Raw genomic sequence first — 15,825 nt, forward strand, 5'->3', positions numbered from 1 at the left:
CTTAATCTATGGAACCACGGACCTCCCTGAGACCGCTGCGTTTCAAAGCTGCAAGCGCGATGAAATACACTGCCAGACCGCCTACCGAGAGCAGTGCGCTTCCGATGCCCAGTGAGCCATAACCAAGCTGCCGCCCCAGAAGCACACTTCCGAGAGAGGCACCCAGAGCGTTGGCAATATTGAAAGCCGAATGGTTAAGGGACGCAGCGAGTGTCTGCGCGTCTTCCGCAAAGTCCATAAGGCGCGTCTGCAGGGCTGGACCAAGAGCATTCACAAAGGCTGGGATAAAGAAAACATCTGCCATCAGGCCAAGTGGATTGTGCATGACATAAGGGAACAGAAGCATCACGAAAATGCTGCCTGACAGGGCCAGGATAACGGCAAGATTGATGTTTCGATCAACAATCCATGCGCCAACGTTGGTTCCGGCCAGCATGCCGCATCCCCAGATGACCATGTAAAGCATGACCTCCCATTCGGGCACATGCGTGACGTTTTGCACGACGCTCGTCAGATACGTGTAGATGGCAAACATTCCCCCAAAGCCGATCGCCGCGGTCAGAAGCGTCAGCAGAACCTGCGTATTTCCGAGGGCTTTTACTTCTCGCAGAGGGGAGTTTTTCCGGTTCGGTACGTCGGCTGGAATATAGCGCAAAACACCTAGAAATGTGACGAAGCCCAGACTTCCAATAATGAGGTAGGCAATGCGCCAGCCGAAATGATTGGCGGCAAATGTGGAAAATGGTGCGCCAATCAGGGTTGATATCGCAATGCCGGACAGCACACGTCCAACAGCCCAGCCACGATGTGAGCGCTCGACCATAGAGGCAGCCACGAGCGCGGATATGCCGAATAATGCGCCATGCGGGAGCCCTGTGATGAAGCGCGCCACTTCAATCAGACCAGGAGTGGGCATCGCGACGCTCAGGGCATTTCCAAAACAGAATAGCAATAGCAGGACGAGCATCAGTTCCCGGCGAGAGAGGCGTGCTCCAAGGATAGTGATGAGCGGGGCGCCAACGACGACACCGAGCGCATAGGCTGTAATCGCATGGCCAGCATCTGCGGGTGTGAGGCCGAGAGATGCTGCGAACTCTGGCAGCATGCCCATAATGGCAAATTCGCCTGTCCCGACTACGAATGTCCCGAAAGTCAGGAGGAGGAGTGCAGCAGTTCTACCATGAGGAGGCGCAACCAGAGGCGCGCTTCCTTCAGGATGCAGTGTCTCTGAGGGCATGGAGTGATCCAGTGTTGATGGTCTTCAGGATGTCAGGGCGTTTGCCGCAACACGAGCAATAGCAACATCGTCTTCAGAGCTGGCACCAGATACGCCGATGCCTCCAATCACCGTACCGTCAGCAGACTTCAGGACGATCCCGCCGCCGAAGCTTGTCAGGCCGCCATTCGTATTTTCAAGCGAATATGCCTGTCCGTCTGGATGTGCGATTTTGGCGAAGTCGGCGCTGTCCATCTGGAACAGGACGGCAGTTCTTGCCTTTTTCTGACTGACATCAATCGAGCCAAGTGGCGTCCCGTCCATGCGTAAGAAAGCCATGGGCCACGCTGCCATATCCACGATGGAGATGCAGACTTTTAGGTTGAGCCTTTCGGCTTCCTGGACCGCAGCCTGAAGCATGGTCTGTGCAAAGGACATTTTCATGAGGAGAGAACCTGTCTTTCTGAAGAAAAAGTTACTGCGTCAGTCCCCGATGAATAAGGGAACGCTGTCTTTCTTCAAACGGCACGAGTTCAGCATTATTGGATATTTGCGCGTTCCACATGCTTCATCATGATCCATGCTAGGCGGATTAAGCGATGGCGTGGGAATTTCTGCGCCGGGCCGGCAACAGCTATACTGGCCCGGACTTCGCCGCTTTCTCTCAAGGGAATGGCAACTGCGTTTATGCCTGGATGATAGGTTTCCAGATCAAGCGCATACCCTTTGATCCGGACATTCTCGATCTCTGCCAGTGTCGCATCATTGAGCGCATTGGATCGCGTGGTCAGGACGCGTTGCCCTAGACCCGGAACAAATGCGAGGAACACGAGACCCACAGCTGATCCTTCGAGTTTTTCCCTGCTCATCAGGCGAGAGGCAGCGATATTTGGCTCTTCCAGGTCCACAATGTCGAGATAAGCCGTTTCATCGCCACTTGGGACACCGAGGTAAACAGTTGCGTGGCTTTCTTGCGCAATGATCTCAAGCACGGGACGTATTCTATCTCGCAGAAGGTGATCATCTCCTACAATCCGGGCCAAATTCAGAATGCGGCCACCTAAATGGTAACGCATGTCTCCCGGACGGCGGTGGACATAGCCCAGATATTCAAGGGTTTGCAGAATATTGTGGGCGGTCGTTTTTCCAAGCCCAGAAATTGTCGCGAGGTCTTTTAGCCTTGCGCCTCCGCCCTGTTGCGCAATGATTTCGAGCAGGGCCGCAGACCGCTCGATAGACTGAATAAGCTTTGGTGACTTTCCCATTAAGCGGTTTCACCTTCTATTACCCTGCACGTAAAGGGCAGCCCTTAAAAATCCGACTTGTATGTGTCTGACTATTAGCGGTCAGCGGCAGAAATATTCACGTGCGTTGCAGTAATTGATTGATTAAATTCCCGGACCGGTTCGGAAATATTGTCTATAAAATGTGCTGATTTCTATTGGTTGAAATCGGTAGTGTTGCAGAGTCGCTGTTCATAAGAGTGCAACCTTTGCTCTAGTTCAAAATCCAGAGCGGGACGTTTCTGCAAAGTCATCACTTGTCGCTCACGGCTCCCCAACTGGCAAGCAGACAAACTTCAAATATGAATTTGCGATCCAGTCATGCACGTCCAGTATGTCTTTAACGTCATCGATAGAGAGGACGAGGAATTAAAGAACTGGAATTCCGAGAAAAGAGGAAAGTGCCATTTCGGACCTTGTTTCTCAAATGAGTTAAATCAAGAATCGTACAAAACGAATTCGAATCCAGAGAATAGAGGTGAAGATAAAAGAAAAATCTTCTTATTTTTGGTTCAATATTTCTTAGGTGGACATTAGGCATATTTTTGACCCTGAAGTGGGCGGACATAAAAAATCGTGATTATTCCAAAGGTTTTTTAATTCTTCTTTTTTACGGATTGGTTCCGTCGCTCATTCGTAAATAAAACATTAAAATTCCGCCTATTATCTCCGCTGGAAAAAGCTTGAGCTCATGTTTCCGCAGTGTTTACATTTTCCTCTCACCGCCGCTGCTCCCATAAAACTGACGGGTAATTGCAGTGAGGACAGTTCACTTGGCCAGGGCGTGAACCCTTTCACATTCCGCTCAGTGACTGATGATTGAGGATGCACACGCAATGGCGACTTATAATGTTTCCTCGGGGCAAGTCGCCTCGAATGTTATCTCCGCTGGCGATATTGAAATCGTCTCGAGTGGCGGTGCAACGCAGGACCAATACAACTACGGTCAGCGATTTGTTTCGTCGGGCGCCATCGTGCGGAACGGAGTGGTCAGTGGTGGTGGTAAGGATTACATTTCCAGTGGCGGCTCTTCCTACCAAGGTGTCATCTTGGGCGGAGGTATTCGTTACGTTTCTGGCGGTGGAACGGCCAATAATCCCTATATTCGTAGCGGCGGTACTGTCAGTGCCGCTAGCGGGGCAACTGTTCTTGCTGTTAGTGCTTTCAGCGGCGGCGTCCTGAGCGCTGCTGACGGTGCTATCATCAGCGGAGGCACTGTCGCAGCAGGTGCTGCTATTACGGCGGCTTCAGGTACTATTCTCACGGGTACGATCACGAACTCAGGAAGCATCTCTGGGGGGGTGCTCTCGGGAGCTGGCACTACATTAGTAGTCTCTTCCGGTGCAACTCTTGCTAACCAAACGATTGGAAGTGGTGCCTCGGCTACTCTTCAAGCGTATGCAAGCGCCGGAACCAATCTTGTCATAAGTGGTGGTACACTGGATCTGTACACCAACAATACGACTAGCACGACTATTGTTGGTACTGGCGGTAACTTCATTCTGGAGTCTGGTGTAACTTTTACGGCTACCAGTGGAAATTACGCGACCAGCGGAAATACAATTACCGTCAATTCGGGAGCCGTTCTGTCTGGCTCGCGTATTTCTTCCGGTGGTACGATAAATGTTCAGGGTGGCGTTGTATCCAGCACGGTAGTGGATGGTGGAGCGCTGAATGTTTACACACCTACCGGCGGAACAAACAATACAACCTTCACGTCGAATGGTGGTGTTGTTAATCTGGAATCCGGATTTAAAGATACCAGAACTTGGACTGTTTCCAATAACGTTACCTTCAATGTTCTGAGTGGTGCCGCGATATCCACGCCCACAGTTCAGAATGGCGGTACTGTAGCTGTTGCCTCCGGCGGTACGATTGCAGGGCAGGCAGTTGTCTCTTCGGGCGGCACTCTGGTTGTCAACGGCACTGTTGGCAGCAATAGCATCCTGCTCTCTGGTGATGGTGCGCGTTTGGTTGTCAGCGGCACCTCCATGCCAACCAATACAATTTCTGGCTGGTCTCCCAAGGACACGATCGATCTTGCCTCCATTCCGCAGGCCAGTGTTACCAGTGTCAGCACGACTGCAAGTGGCATCACGTTTTACACGACCGGCGGCACGTACTCGCTCAATGTACCGGGCGCCAGCAGCTACGGTTACACCCTGTCGTCTGACAGTAATGGTGGCCTGATTTACACGACGTGCTTTGCAGAGGGCACCTCGCTCACGACGCCAGACGGCGAAGCAACTGTCGAGACCCTTGTACCGGGTACGCTGGTCATGACACCCAAAGGCGCCATGCCCGTCAAATGGCTGGGTCATCGCTCCATCACGGTCGCCGACCAGCGTGTGCCAGAAGAAAACTGGCTCGTCCGCATCCGCGAGGGCGCTCTGGCCGATGGCGTTCCGTCCCGTGATCTCCTGGTCACGCAGGAACACTGCATGGTCTTCGAGGGCAAGCTTGTTCCCGCCCGTATGCTGGTCAACGGTGCCTCGATCCTGATTGATCGCACGATCAACAGCTACACCTATTACCATGTGGAGCTGGAGAGCCATGAAGCGGTCTGGGCTGAAAACGCACTGACCGAGAGCTATCTCGATACAGGTAACCGCAGCCAGTTCGACAACCACACAGTGACCGCAATCTTTGGCGGCTCAAAGGCTGGCGGTTCGGAAACACTGCCGTTGGAGACGTCCCGGGCGTTTGTCGAGCCGATCCATGCCGCGATTGCCGCACGTGCTGCAAGTGCTGCGCCTCAGCCTGAACTGACGACGGATCCAGATCTGCACCTGGTGACAAACTTTGGGCAGATTGTCCGTCCGCTGCGCCAGGCGAACGATCGGGTCACATTCATGATCCCTGCGAATGTCGCAACCGTACGGCTGGTTTCGCGGACAAGCCGTCCGAGTGACACGATCGGACCGTTTGTGGATGACCGTCGTGATCTGGGTGTTCTTGTTGGGGATGTTTCACTCTTTGCTTCCCGTCAGACAATCAGTCTGACAGCGCATCTTTCCCTGTCTCACCTGTCAGGATGGCACGGGCTGGAATCTTCCAGATACCGCTGGACAGATGGGGATGCAGCCCTGTCGCTGCAGAGCGGAGATATCGTTAGCAGAGAGCCAAGCATTCTCTCCATTCAGGTTGTGTCCGGTGGACCATACCTTATGGAAGATCACACTGTGCGCTCTGATCTGCGTCAGGCCGGATAACGCGCTATTAAATGATGATGGGGAGGCGATTGCCTCCCCATCATGTCAGGCGTCTGTCAATACAAGTAAAGATTTAAAATAGGCTCAGTGCCTGTACTATCCCTGAGCAAAGCGATGTCTACATATTTTCATTAATGTGTGAATTTGGCATTCTGCTCTAAACCGTACCATTCATTTTTGCTGCACGAGTGATTATTCGGTCTAACGAATGCTTCTCCATCTCTCGTTTCGGCTTTTTTACAAAATTTTTTTCTATGCTGGTCATTCATTAAGGCGCGAGTATAGATTCGTGAGTATTGTATCGGAGTTTGCTTCGCATTCACTCAGATAATGTGATGCCGAATTCTTGATAGATGTTTTAGCTGAAGCCGTGCTGTTTCGGCTGAGCCGATGCTTCTGACAGCAGAGAGCCATATTTTCCTGATTGGCTCAGGAATGGCTCGAAATCCAACATATGGAAAGCGAGGAGATCATCCAATTACCACTAAAATTCGCAGAAGGCTGCGATAAATTAGATGGTGTCCCATAGGGGATTCGAACCCCTGTTGCCGCCGTGAGAGGGCAGTGTCCTAGGCCTCTAGACGAATGGGACCAGAGCGAGGGCGTTAATAGAAGAGGCCCTCTGGGTTTGCAAGTATTATTTTACAGTTTTTGTGAAAGCAAAGGGCCTAGTGCCGCGCCGCCAAAAAGGTGGACGTGGAAGTGAGGAACTTCTTGGCCCGAATTGGCGCCGGAGTTGCTGATAAGGCGAAAACCGTCTTTCGTCAGACCCTCCGCTTCAGCCACTTTTGCGACCGCTCTCCAGAAGCCAGTAATGTCATCGGCTGATGCTGTCGCACTGAAGTCCGCAATGGAGACATATGGCCCTTTGGGGATGACCAGCACATGGATAGGTGCCTGCGGGGCGATGTCGTAAAAGGCCAGCGCGTAGTCGTCTTCGTAAACCGTGCGGGACGGGATCTCCTTACGGAGGATGCGCGCAAAGATATTACTGTGGTCGTACGTCATGGCTTTGTCCCTTAACCAAGCTTTTCCTTGGGGCGCGACGCTTTTTCGGCAATCCCACTTGTGCCTTCGCGACGCTTCAGCTCTGTCCAGACATCGTCGGGAGAGACGCCTGCGTCCACCCACATGACGATGAGATGATAAAGAACGTCAGCACTCTCCCCGACGAGTTCCTTGCGATTGCCATTAACGGCTTCGATCAGACACTCAACAGCTTCTTCGCCAAATTTCTGGGCGATCTTGTTGCGACCACGGGCCATCAGACGCGCTGAATGGCTCAGCGTCGGGTCTGTGCCGCGACGGGACTGAACGGTCTCGAACAGGCGCTCCAGCACGTGCTCTCTGGCCGGTGTCGTTTTGCGCTCTTCCGGCTTTGCTGCTTTTGCCATTGCCTTATTCTCCAAGTCTGACCGGAAGGCCGGCCTCATTCAGTGCCTGTTTGACGTCCCCAACGCGGAACTGTCCGAAATGGAAGACGCTGGCGGCTAACAGGCCGCTTGCGCCAACCTGCGCGCCTTCAACAAAGTGATGCAATTCGCCAACGCCGCCGGATGCAACAACAGGGATGGTCACTGTACCACAGACCGCTCTGAGCAGATCCAGATCGAAACCAGACTTCGTGCCATCACGGTCCATGCTGGTGAGTAGGATTTCTCCTGCGCCCAGATCCTGCATCTTTTTGGCCCATTCTACCGCATCCAGTCCGGTGGGTTCGCGGCCGCCCTTCGCATAGACTTCCCAGCCACCACGCCCATTCGACCGTGCATCAATCGCCACGACCACGCACTGGCTGCCAAAGCGTTGCGAGGCTTCACGGATCAGTTCAGGGCGCGTGATCGCCGCCGAATTCACAGCACATTTGTCGGCGCCAGCCAGAAGCAGGCGTCGCATGTCCTCACAGGTACGAACACCGCCGCCGACAGTCAGGGGAAGGCAGATGGCTTCCGCCGTGCGGCGGACGACATCCAGAATGGTATCGCGGTTTTCGACGCTGGCCGTGATGTCCAAAAATGTCAGCTCATCAGCACCGGCAGCGTCGTAAAGCTTGGCTTGCTCTACCGGGTCACCTGCATCACGCAGGGAGACGAAATTCACACCTTTGACGACGCGGCCGTCCTTGACGTCAAGGCAGGGAATGACGCGGAGTTTCAGCATGAACCGAGTACGTCCAGGGCGTCCTTGAGAGAGATGCGCCCATCATAAAGCGCCCGGCCGACGATGGCGCCGGAAATGCCCGGTACATCGCGGGCAATAGTGCGCAGGTCCCGAAGATGATCAAGGGTGCCGACGCCACCGCTTGCAATGACGGGAATGGAGAGGCGGCGCGCCATGTCTGCTGTCTGTTCAAGATCAAGCCCGGCCAGCATCCCGTCGCGGGTGATTTCGGTGAAGATGATGGCGGCAACGCCTGCATCTTCCATACGGAGTGCCAGATCGTTGGCTTCAAGTTCCGAAACTTCTGCCCAGCCTTCTGTTGCAACGCGGCCTTGGCGGGCGTCGATCCCAGCAACAATCTGGCCCGGGAAGGCGCGTGCGGCCTGTCGAACCAGTTCCGGGTCTTTTACCGCCACGGAACCGAGGATGATGCGAGAAACGCCTGCTTCCAGCCAGCGCTCAATGGCGGCCATATCGCGGATGCCGCCACCAAGCTGCACCGGCAGGCCAGTAGCTTTCACGATGGATTCAATAGCTGGCACATTTGTCGATTTGCCAGCGAAAGCACCATTGAGGTCAACGACGTGCAGATGGCGGCAACCTGCTTCTTCAAATAGCTTGGCCTGTGCCGCAGGGTCGTCGGAATAGTGAGTGGCATCTTCCATTTCGCCACGGCGAAGCCGAACGCAGGCGCCGTCTTTCAGGTCGATGGCGGGGTAGAGCATCAGGCCCTGATGGCCTTTGGTGGTCTCGGAGGAAACAGGCGCGCCGCCGGCATCCGGTGCAGCAATGCTGGACTGCCAGCGGGCCGCTTCATGTTCACCGGCGAGTAGTTTGGAGAAGAAAAGTCCGCGCACCGTCTGGCCTCCGATCCGTGCATAATAGGGATGGGTGCCCCAGTGCTCAAAACCGAGCGACCGGAACAGCCCGATGGCAGCAGCATGCGTTTCACGCACGTCGCAGTTGATAACTTTGCTACCCATGGCTTTTGCGCCCTGTATCATGGACTGAATTAAAGCGCGCCCCAGTCCTCGCCCTCGGGCGTAGGGTGCAACAAAGAAGCCTGTCAGATTGACTGTGGCGGCATGGGCTTCATAGCTGGAAGGCGGACGCACAAGTTGTCCCGCACCGCAAATGATGCCGTCTTCGCGCAGCACATACAGGCTGCGTTCCTGCACCAGAAGCAGGCCTTCGAAATAACGCTCCAGAGCCTGATTTCCGGGCGGCTGGAGCCAGCCGAAACCGCCGCCATCCAGAATGCCTGCCGTTACCGCTTCGCAGAGCGCTTCCATGTCATCGGGCGAGAGGGATGAAACGACCCGTTCGCAAACAACGGTCATGACGTCCACCTCAGAAAGTTGCCCATGATGGTCAGGCCAACAGTCTGGCTTTTTTCAACGTGAAATTGCGTTCCGCACCGGTTGGCGCGCGCAACGATGGCGGGGACCGAATTTCCGTACTGTGCGGTCGCCACCAGTTCGTCCTCATGCCCGTCATGCAAGGCATAGGAATGAACAAAATAGCCGTGCATTCCGGGTTCCAGGCCCTGCGTCAGCAAATGTGCGCCCGGTTTGAAATCAAGCGTGTTCCAGCCCATGTGGGGCAGGCGCAGACCTGCGCTGGCGGCTTCATCCATGCGACGGATATTGCCTGAAATCCAGCCCAGTCCCTCGGTACGGCCATGCTCCAGGCCATATTCACTCATGAGTTGCATGCCAACACAGATGCCAAGGAAAGGCGTGCCTTTAGCCGTTGCAGTCTCAAGAGTATTGCGAAGATCTGGCCCAAGGCCTGCGGCACAATCGGCAAATGCGCCTTGACCGGGCAGGATCAGGCGATCGGCACTCAGGATGGCTTCCGCATCGCGCGTAATGGTGACGTCTGCGTCAAGTCCACGCAATGCCGCAGCCTTTTTGGCGGCCTGAGCGGCCGATGCAAGATTGCCACCATTATAGTCAATTACGACGACGCGCATGGGAACTCCGGGGGGCTAACAGGTGATGTGTGCCGGTCCGCCCAGCGGATCAGCGCAATATCCTTGCTTGGGGCAGGGATCGGCAGGCCCATCTGGCGGCCATTGAGGCGCATTTCCCACAGACGGATTTCTGCCGTGAACGTGGCAAGGAGCGCATGAATGCCTACGATAATCGCAATGTCCCAGCGTGAAGCAATAAAGACATGCAGCAAGATGGACGCCGCTGCGGCAAGAAGTCCGGAGATCCAGGCGCCATAAGTGAGAAGTCCCAGCCATCCGAAAAACATGACACGCCAGGAAAATCCGTTCTGCACCATGACAGGCAAACCCAGCGGCCGCGATGAGGCGGGGTCCGTACAGGGCGTGAAAAGCTTCACAGGACGCCTTTGGTGGAGGGAATGGCGCCCGCCGCACGGGGGTCCATCGAGACGGCAACGCGTAGGGCCCGTGCCACGGCCTTGAAACCGCTTTCTGCAATATGGTGGGCGTTTGTTCCTGCCTTGCATGTCAGGTGCAGCGCTATGTGCGCAGACATTGCAAAAGCACGGAAGAATTCTTCAAAAAGTTCGGTATCCATCGTGCCGATCTTCTCGCGTGGGAAAACCACGTTCCACGCCAGATAGGGGCGGCCGGAAATATCCACCACGGCTTCGCACAGGGCTTCGTCCAGCGGCACCAGTGCATGACCGAAGCGCTCGATGCCGCGCTTGTCCCCGATCGCCTGACGGAAAGCCTGCCCAAACACGATGCCGACGTCTTCGACCGTATGGTGCCCGTCAATGTGCAGATCACCCTTGGCGAGCAATTCCAGATCGAAGCCGCCATGTTTGGCGAGTGCCGTCAGCATATGGTCGAAAAAGCCGATGCCACTGTCCACGGTTGAGCGTCCCTGCCCATCAAGAGACAGGGCAAGGGTGATATCGGTTTCGCTTGTCGCGCGGTGCAGACGGGCGTGACGGGGTTCGGTCATGGTGGTTCTGCTACACCAGCGGGAGGGTTATTTCCACGCTGTCCCTGAGATAAAGGATGAAAAAGAAGGGTCCTAGAGTGCCGCAGAACGGGAAGACTGTCACCTGTCTTCAAGAGTTTGGGCGAGACTCTGTCGCCCCCTTGGCGGATGAGGCTGATCGCGCCATATCTGAACCATGGCACATCATCACTCCTCCCTCGACTTCCTTCTCTCCCGCGCCTCGACCGATAACCTCGTTGAGCCGACCCCCAAGGGCGAGCAGCTTCGCAATATCCTGTCTGCAGGTTTGCGAGCGCCGGATCATGGCCGGATGCGACCGTGGCGCTACACGGTCATCAAAGGAAAGCATCGGGAGGCCTTTGCCCAGGTGGTGCTGGAAGCCATGGAACGGCAGGAGCCTGACGCCCCATCTGCCAAGAAGGAAAAGCGACGGGATCGCTTCTCCAACATGCCCATGATTATCGCGCTGGGGATGCATATTGTCCCTGACGGCAAGATCCCGGTCATCGAGCAGGAAATGTCCGTGGCTGCCGGTGCGATGAATGTTCTTAACGCGTTGCATGCCGAAGGCTTTGGCGGGGTTTGGGTTACGGGACCTTTCTGCGAAGACCGTGCGCTTCTCGAATCGCTTGGGTTGAAAGATCCGCATCGTCTTGCGGGCTTCCTCTTCGTCGGAACGCCGGAAAAGCCGGTCGAGGGTCGTAAGCGCCCGGACATCGAAAATTATATGGCAGTCTGGAAAGGCGAGCCCATTACATTCGATGCAGACGCAGGCTGAACAGAATGCGGTATGATGTGATTGTTGCGGGTGGCGGCCCGGTTGGTCTGGCTTGTGGCATTTCTCTTGCCCGGGATGGCCGCAGGGTCTGTGTCATTGAGCGCTCGCCAGTATCTGTTCTGGCTGATCCGCCTTTTGACGGGCGAGAAATTGCTCTGACGCATCACGCCGCGAACTGGCTGAAAGATGCAGGAGCCTGGGCTGAGATCCCGGCAACGTCCATCTGCCCCATGCACACGGCGCGCATTGAAACCGGCATGGCCGGCAGTCCGCCGCTTTTGTTTGATGCGCCAGCCGATGGCCCTGACGCACTTGGATATCTTGTTGCCAATCATCTGATTCGCCGGGCTCTGTATCGTGTGGCAGAGCAGACACCGGGCCTCGAAATCCGCGCCGGGGAAGGGATTGAGACGGCACGACATAATGCGCAGTCCGCCTCTGTAACACTGACAGACGGTACGGAACTGACTGCAGATCTTCTGGTCGGAGCAGATGGACGCTTCTCGCGATTGCGCGACAATGCGGGCATCGGTGCAATCGTTCATGATTTTGGGCGGAGCATTCTGGTCTGTCGGATGCATCATCCAAAAAGCCATGCTCATACCGCGCTTCAGTGGTTTGACGAGGGACAGACAATTGCCCTTTTGCCAATCGCTCCTGACGGACGTGAAGGAGCTTCGTCCTCGCTCGTTCTAACCTTGGAAAACGATGAAATTGCGCGACTGAAGACGCTCGACGCCGACGCATTCAACGCCGAGATCACGGAGCGGACGCAGGGACGTATGGGTCCAATGGAGTTGGAGAGCCCGCGGTGTTCCTATCCTTTGAAAGCGGTCTATGCTCATCGCTTTCATGCGCCGCGTTTTGCCTTGATCGGGGATGCTGCCGTGGGGATGCATCCTATTACGGCGCATGGCTTCAATCTGGGTCTTAAAGGACAGGAAACGCTCGCGCGTGCCATCGCTGATGGCCCAGGAGATGCGGGAGCACCCATCGTGCTCTCAAAGTTCGCCCGGACGCATCGTATGGCGACGGCGCCACTGTTTGCTGCAACCAACGCAATCGCGACAGTTTATACGCGTGACGAGACGCCATTTCTGGCCGCCAGAAAGTTGGGTCTGGCCGTTGCCAACCGCCTTCTTCCCTTCAAGTCAGCTGTGACAAGCATGCTGATGGATCGTAATTCCTGAGTACCCTGCGGAGCCCGTGATGAAAGCCTTCGGACACACCCGTGCGACCCGCATCGAAGAAACAGATGCGCTCGTGGAATTGAATATCCCGACCCCTGAGCCGGGCCCGCGGGATGTTGTTGTTGAAGTTTCGGCTGTTTCCGTGAACCCGGTTGATACAAAGCTCCGGTCTGTCGCTCCTCCAGAAGGAGAGGCGCGCGTTCTGGGTTACGATGCCGTGGGCCGGGTTGTGGCAACGGGTGGCCAGGTTCGCGGGTTTCGTGCGGGCGACCGTGTGTTTTACGCAGGCAGCAATCTGAGGCAGGGCAGTAATGCCCGCTTTCAGGCGGTTGATGAGCGCCTTGTCGCATGTGCCCCGCAAAGCCTGACGGATGTTGAAGCTGCGGCTCTGCCTCTCACTGCTTTAACGGCCTGGGAGCTGCTATTCGACCGTCTGGGCCTCACGGCCGGGCAGATGGAAAGCCCGGATGCGCTTCTGATTGTCGGCGGTGCTGGAGGTGTCGGGTCCATTCTCACGCAGATCGCGCGTCGCCTGACTGGCCTGAAGGTCATTGCAACTGCATCCCGGCCTGAGACCGTGGAATGGTGCAAATCCATGGGTGCACATCATGTCATCGATCACCGTCGGCCGCTTGATCAGGAACTTGCCCGGATTGGCCTGCCGCATGTGCAATATGTGGCTGGTTTGACGGCAACCGGGCAGCACAAGGATGCGATTGTTCGCGCGTTGGCCCCGCAGGGTGCGCTGGCGATGATCGATGATCCGGGCGAATTTGATATTATGCCCTTCAAGCGAAAATCACTGTCCGTTCATTGGGAATACATGTTTGCGCGCCCAGCTTTCAATACGCCGGACATGGCTGTGCAAGGGCGTATTCTCGGGCAGATTGCATCGCTGGTTGATGCTGGATTGCTTCGGACAACTCTGCATCAGACCCTGGGCCCTATCACACTGGAAAATCTACGCCTTGCGCATGAAATTCTGGAGAGTGGCAAAGGAATTGGGAAAGTCGTGCTCTCAGGCTTCCCGGACTAAAATTTGCTGTCAGGCTGGAAGTTTGGCTTCCAGCATCTCGCGCTCTGCATCCTCTAGAAAGTCCATCAGGAGGGGGAGGACGGAAACGGTCAGGCGCAAATCTTTCTTGGCCAGGGCGCTGATGGTTGCGAGAGAGACAGGCTGAGACAATGCGGCGCGTGCGAAGCTCAGCGTCGGTCCGTTTAAAATGTCGTCTGATACAGCTGTATTTTCAAACGGCCGCAACTGAAAGATCTCGGCGTCTTTGAAAGACTGACTGTCTGACGGAACGCTCCCGTCTAGACTCTCAGAAGTTACGCTCAGGAAAAAATTGTTGCCTGTCTGGCGTAACGCCACAGACCGGTGCTCGGTTGTGGAAACCGTATCGTAAGATAAAAAATCGAGCAGGTGTGGATTACCATCAGGGTTGATTGATGTGGGGTTGCCATCTGTTCCGATAGTGGTGAGAAAAACTCTGGAAGTAGCTTCGCCGATCCTGATTGCAAGAAGCGGACGCTCTATTGGCGATTTGTCCGCTATTTCCAGTTTCGTGTCTCTGACGCAGATACAATTTCCTTCATGGGACCAGACTGAAAATACATGCAGTGTCGGTACCGACGGCGGAAGAGGTGTCAGTAGGTCTGAATTGGGTAGAGCATTAAGAACACGCGCATATTCTTGTCGTATGACGCGGCGTACCCATTCACGTATCTTGTTCGTGCTATCATGCGGGGTAGGATCACAAATTTCGTTATGATCTGCCTCAGTAAAGTTGCGTAAACTAAGGTTAAGGTCTTTTCGACGTTTTGTACGTTCTACGTAATGCTCCATACTTCTCAGCTGGTAATGCATTATTTTTGAGTTCTTCCAGCATGGGCTATTTTTCGTGATGCCTGGCGTGTCAGACCACTCGATATCACGCCCTGAGTCGTCTACGTAACGATACGGGCTAACATCAAAATAGTGGACATTGAACCATCTCCCGTTCCAGTAATCTGGCCTGACGAACGACTTAATGTGACGGTTTATATTGTTCTCAGGCTTGTAATGATGCGTAAAGGCATGAAAGACAGGAGCGAGGGGCTTCGTAACATGGCCTGAGCTACCGTAATTACACCAGTTTATTCCCACCGCACCAATATCATCGTTCATCTCGCTTAGGAACTGATGGAGGGTGTTGTGGTTTGGGAAAAATACATATTCATCAGCATCCAGAAAGCCGACCCAGTCAAACTCGTTTTTGAGGTGTTCCAAGGCTTCCAGGTAGACCTGTTTCTGTCGTTCTATATGAGATCCGCCGTCGCTTTCGATGCGATAAAGGCGGATATCGTGCACACAGGCCGCATCGGCAATAATACGATCCGTGCCGTCCTTTGAGCCGTCATCGAAGACGATGATGGTATCTACGCCAAGACTGACATACCAGCCGAGCCACCAGAGGATATCAGAGACCTCATCGCGGACGATGGCAACAACGGCAACTTTCATACGGGGCTAATTTCGACTCAGTTGAAGTGGGTACGCAGAAGCGGTGTGGGTGAAATGCACAGAAGGATAAAGCCAAAAATGGCCATGACCTTCAGGATGAAGAACACCATATGCTGGCACACTTCCCCATTCGTGGCCATCATCATGAAGGGGTCCGGTGGGGGGAGAGTAGCCTTTGGATCTGTCTGCAAACGCTCAAGGCTGGAATTACGCTGGTTGGCGTATTCTGCTCTGCGGCGAGCCATCTCAGTGCTGGAAATATCAGCTTTGCCGTAGAGCTGAACGAGATAGTTCTCGAGGTCTTCCCGTCGATACGCGGGCTTCCCATTCGGCATATGACCGCGCTCTGGGCCTGTTCCGAGCATGGAAAGCAGTCTCAAGCGGCGCAGTGACAATCCCAGATAAGTAGCAGCTTCGTTGACGGCGAGCATACGTGCCCGAATGGGCAGATGGAAAAGCTGCCCAGAGCTGTTCTGTTCGGAAACATGTGATGGCGGCATGGTCTGTGTCCCTGCGGTTCAGACACTCATCACCTTAA

General features: G+C 54.9%; 16 protein-coding genes and 1 tRNA gene. 4 read left to right on the plus strand and 13 right to left on the minus strand.

All coding sequences use genetic code 11. From position 1 onward, the window contains the following. Position 1 precedes the first annotated feature (1 nt). The 3 genes from GCE01_RS12125 to GCE01_RS12135 all read right to left on the minus strand — a co-directional run bounded on the left by GCE01_RS12125 (position 2) and on the right by GCE01_RS12135 (position 2,481). Positions 2-1,237, minus strand: a complete 1,236-nt coding sequence (locus tag GCE01_RS12125) for an MFS transporter (protein ID WP_099213104.1) — start codon at positions 1,235-1,237, stop codon at positions 2-4. Positions 1,238-1,261: 24 nt separating this feature from the next. Next, positions 1,262-1,660, minus strand: coding sequence for a GlcG/HbpS family heme-binding protein (locus tag GCE01_RS12130; protein WP_099213105.1), 399 nt, complete (start codon positions 1,658-1,660; stop codon positions 1,262-1,264). 95 nt (positions 1,661-1,755) lie between these two features. Continuing rightward, the gene (locus GCE01_RS12135) at positions 1,756-2,481 is read right to left on the minus strand and encodes an IclR family transcriptional regulator (protein ID WP_099213106.1); all 726 of its coding nucleotides are present in this window, start codon (positions 2,479-2,481) and stop codon (positions 1,756-1,758) included. A gap of 854 nt (positions 2,482-3,335) precedes the next feature. Here GCE01_RS12135 and GCE01_RS12140 point away from each other — a divergent pair. Next, entirely contained in the window at positions 3,336-5,711 is a 2,376-nt protein-coding gene (locus tag GCE01_RS12140) for a Hint domain-containing protein (protein ID WP_244591215.1), read from the plus strand. Positions 5,712-6,227: 516 nt separating this feature from the next. Here the strand turns inward: GCE01_RS12140 and GCE01_RS12145 are convergent. The 8 genes from GCE01_RS12145 to hisB all read right to left on the minus strand — a co-directional run bounded on the left by GCE01_RS12145 (position 6,228) and on the right by hisB (position 10,816). Continuing rightward, a tRNA-Glu gene (locus tag GCE01_RS12145) sits at positions 6,228-6,303 on the minus strand. Positions 6,304-6,353: 50 nt separating this feature from the next. Further along, entirely contained in the window at positions 6,354-6,719 is a 366-nt protein-coding gene (locus GCE01_RS12150) for a histidine triad nucleotide-binding protein (RefSeq protein ID WP_099213108.1), read from the minus strand. Between the two features lie 11 nt (positions 6,720-6,730). Beyond that, entirely contained in the window at positions 6,731-7,105 is a 375-nt protein-coding gene (locus GCE01_RS12155; protein WP_099213109.1) for a phosphoribosyl-ATP diphosphatase, read from the minus strand. Between the two features lie 4 nt (positions 7,106-7,109). After that, a complete protein-coding gene (gene hisF / locus GCE01_RS12160; RefSeq protein WP_099213110.1) occupies positions 7,110-7,871 on the minus strand; it encodes an imidazole glycerol phosphate synthase subunit HisF in 762 nt (253 codons plus the stop codon). After that, positions 7,865-9,211 (minus strand): 1-(5-phosphoribosyl)-5-[(5-phosphoribosylamino)methylideneamino]imidazole-4-carboxamide isomerase, encoded by a 1,347-nt coding sequence (gene hisA, locus GCE01_RS12165; RefSeq protein ID WP_174694843.1) that lies wholly within the window; start codon positions 9,209-9,211, stop codon positions 7,865-7,867. Before hisA ends, hisF begins: the two co-directional genes overlap by 7 nt. Next, on the minus strand, positions 9,208-9,846 hold the full coding sequence (gene hisH / locus GCE01_RS12170; RefSeq protein ID WP_099213112.1) for an imidazole glycerol phosphate synthase subunit HisH: 639 nt from the start codon (positions 9,844-9,846) through the stop codon (positions 9,208-9,210). Before hisH ends, hisA begins: the two co-directional genes overlap by 4 nt. Next, positions 9,831-10,223 (minus strand): hypothetical protein, encoded by a 393-nt coding sequence (locus tag GCE01_RS12175; RefSeq protein ID WP_099213113.1) that lies wholly within the window; start codon positions 10,221-10,223, stop codon positions 9,831-9,833. Before GCE01_RS12175 ends, hisH begins: the two co-directional genes overlap by 16 nt. Continuing rightward, positions 10,220-10,816 (minus strand): imidazoleglycerol-phosphate dehydratase HisB, encoded by a 597-nt coding sequence (hisB, locus tag GCE01_RS12180; protein ID WP_046901095.1) that lies wholly within the window; start codon positions 10,814-10,816, stop codon positions 10,220-10,222. Before hisB ends, GCE01_RS12175 begins: the two co-directional genes overlap by 4 nt. Positions 10,817-10,991: 175 nt before the next feature. Between hisB and GCE01_RS12185 the strand changes: the two genes are divergently transcribed. The 3 genes from GCE01_RS12185 to GCE01_RS12195 are packed head-to-tail and all read left to right on the plus strand — an operon-like array spanning position 10,992 to position 13,820. Beyond that, entirely contained in the window at positions 10,992-11,594 is a 603-nt protein-coding gene (locus GCE01_RS12185) for a nitroreductase family protein (RefSeq protein ID WP_099213114.1), read from the plus strand. 5 nt (positions 11,595-11,599) lie between these two features. Further along, entirely contained in the window at positions 11,600-12,784 is a 1,185-nt protein-coding gene (gene ubiM, locus GCE01_RS12190) for a 5-demethoxyubiquinol-8 5-hydroxylase UbiM (protein ID WP_099213115.1), read from the plus strand. 19 nt (positions 12,785-12,803) lie between these two features. Continuing rightward, positions 12,804-13,820, plus strand: coding sequence for a zinc-binding alcohol dehydrogenase family protein (locus tag GCE01_RS12195; RefSeq protein WP_086632838.1), 1,017 nt, complete (start codon positions 12,804-12,806; stop codon positions 13,818-13,820). 9 nt (positions 13,821-13,829) lie between these two features. On the opposite strand, the gene GCE01_RS12200 is transcribed toward GCE01_RS12195, so the two are convergent. Continuing rightward, on the minus strand, positions 13,830-15,287 hold the full coding sequence (locus GCE01_RS12200; protein ID WP_099213116.1) for a glycosyltransferase family 2 protein: 1,458 nt from the start codon (positions 15,285-15,287) through the stop codon (positions 13,830-13,832). Positions 15,288-15,304: 17 nt separating this feature from the next. Further along, positions 15,305-15,787 carry a hypothetical protein gene (locus tag GCE01_RS12205; RefSeq protein ID WP_099213117.1) on the minus strand — a complete coding sequence of 161 codons (483 nt, stop codon included), beginning with the start codon at positions 15,785-15,787 and terminating at the stop codon, positions 15,305-15,307. Positions 15,788-15,825: the final 38 nt, after the last annotated feature.

Source organism: Gluconobacter cerinus (assembly GCF_002723935.1).
In the GTDB taxonomy this organism is placed as follows: Bacteria; Pseudomonadota; Alphaproteobacteria; order Acetobacterales; family Acetobacteraceae; genus Gluconobacter; species Gluconobacter cerinus.

Bases quoted from the DNA above. Each gene is read 5' to 3' on its own strand.
- GCE01_RS12125 (WP_099213104.1), bottom strand. From the start codon at position 1,237: ATGCCCTCAGAGACACTGCATCCTGAAGGAAGCGCGCCTCTGGTTGCG.
- GCE01_RS12130 (WP_099213105.1), bottom strand. From the start codon at position 1,660: ATGAAAATGTCCTTTGCACAGACCATGCTTCAGGCTGCGGTCCAGGAA.
- GCE01_RS12135 (WP_099213106.1), bottom strand. From the start codon at position 2,481: ATGGGAAAGTCACCAAAGCTTATTCAGTCTATCGAGCGGTCTGCGGCC.
- GCE01_RS12140 (WP_244591215.1), top strand. From the start codon at position 3,336: ATGGCGACTTATAATGTTTCCTCGGGGCAAGTCGCCTCGAATGTTATC.
- GCE01_RS12150 (WP_099213108.1), bottom strand. From the start codon at position 6,719: ATGACGTACGACCACAGTAATATCTTTGCGCGCATCCTCCGTAAGGAG.
- GCE01_RS12155 (WP_099213109.1), bottom strand. From the start codon at position 7,105: ATGGCAAAAGCAGCAAAGCCGGAAGAGCGCAAAACGACACCGGCCAGA.
- hisF (WP_099213110.1), bottom strand. From the start codon at position 7,871: ATGCTGAAACTCCGCGTCATTCCCTGCCTTGACGTCAAGGACGGCCGC.
- hisA (WP_174694843.1), bottom strand. From the start codon at position 9,211: ATGACCGTTGTTTGCGAACGGGTCGTTTCATCCCTCTCGCCCGATGAC.
- hisH (WP_099213112.1), bottom strand. From the start codon at position 9,846: ATGCGCGTCGTCGTAATTGACTATAATGGTGGCAATCTTGCATCGGCC.
- hisB (WP_046901095.1), bottom strand. From the start codon at position 10,816: ATGACCGAACCCCGTCACGCCCGTCTGCACCGCGCGACAAGCGAAACC.
- GCE01_RS12185 (WP_099213114.1), top strand. From the start codon at position 10,992: ATGGCACATCATCACTCCTCCCTCGACTTCCTTCTCTCCCGCGCCTCG.
- ubiM (WP_099213115.1), top strand. From the start codon at position 11,600: ATGCGGTATGATGTGATTGTTGCGGGTGGCGGCCCGGTTGGTCTGGCT.
- GCE01_RS12195 (WP_086632838.1), top strand. From the start codon at position 12,804: ATGAAAGCCTTCGGACACACCCGTGCGACCCGCATCGAAGAAACAGAT.
- GCE01_RS12200 (WP_099213116.1), bottom strand. From the start codon at position 15,287: ATGAAAGTTGCCGTTGTTGCCATCGTCCGCGATGAGGTCTCTGATATC.
- GCE01_RS12205 (WP_099213117.1), bottom strand. From the start codon at position 15,787: ATGCCGCCATCACATGTTTCCGAACAGAACAGCTCTGGGCAGCTTTTC.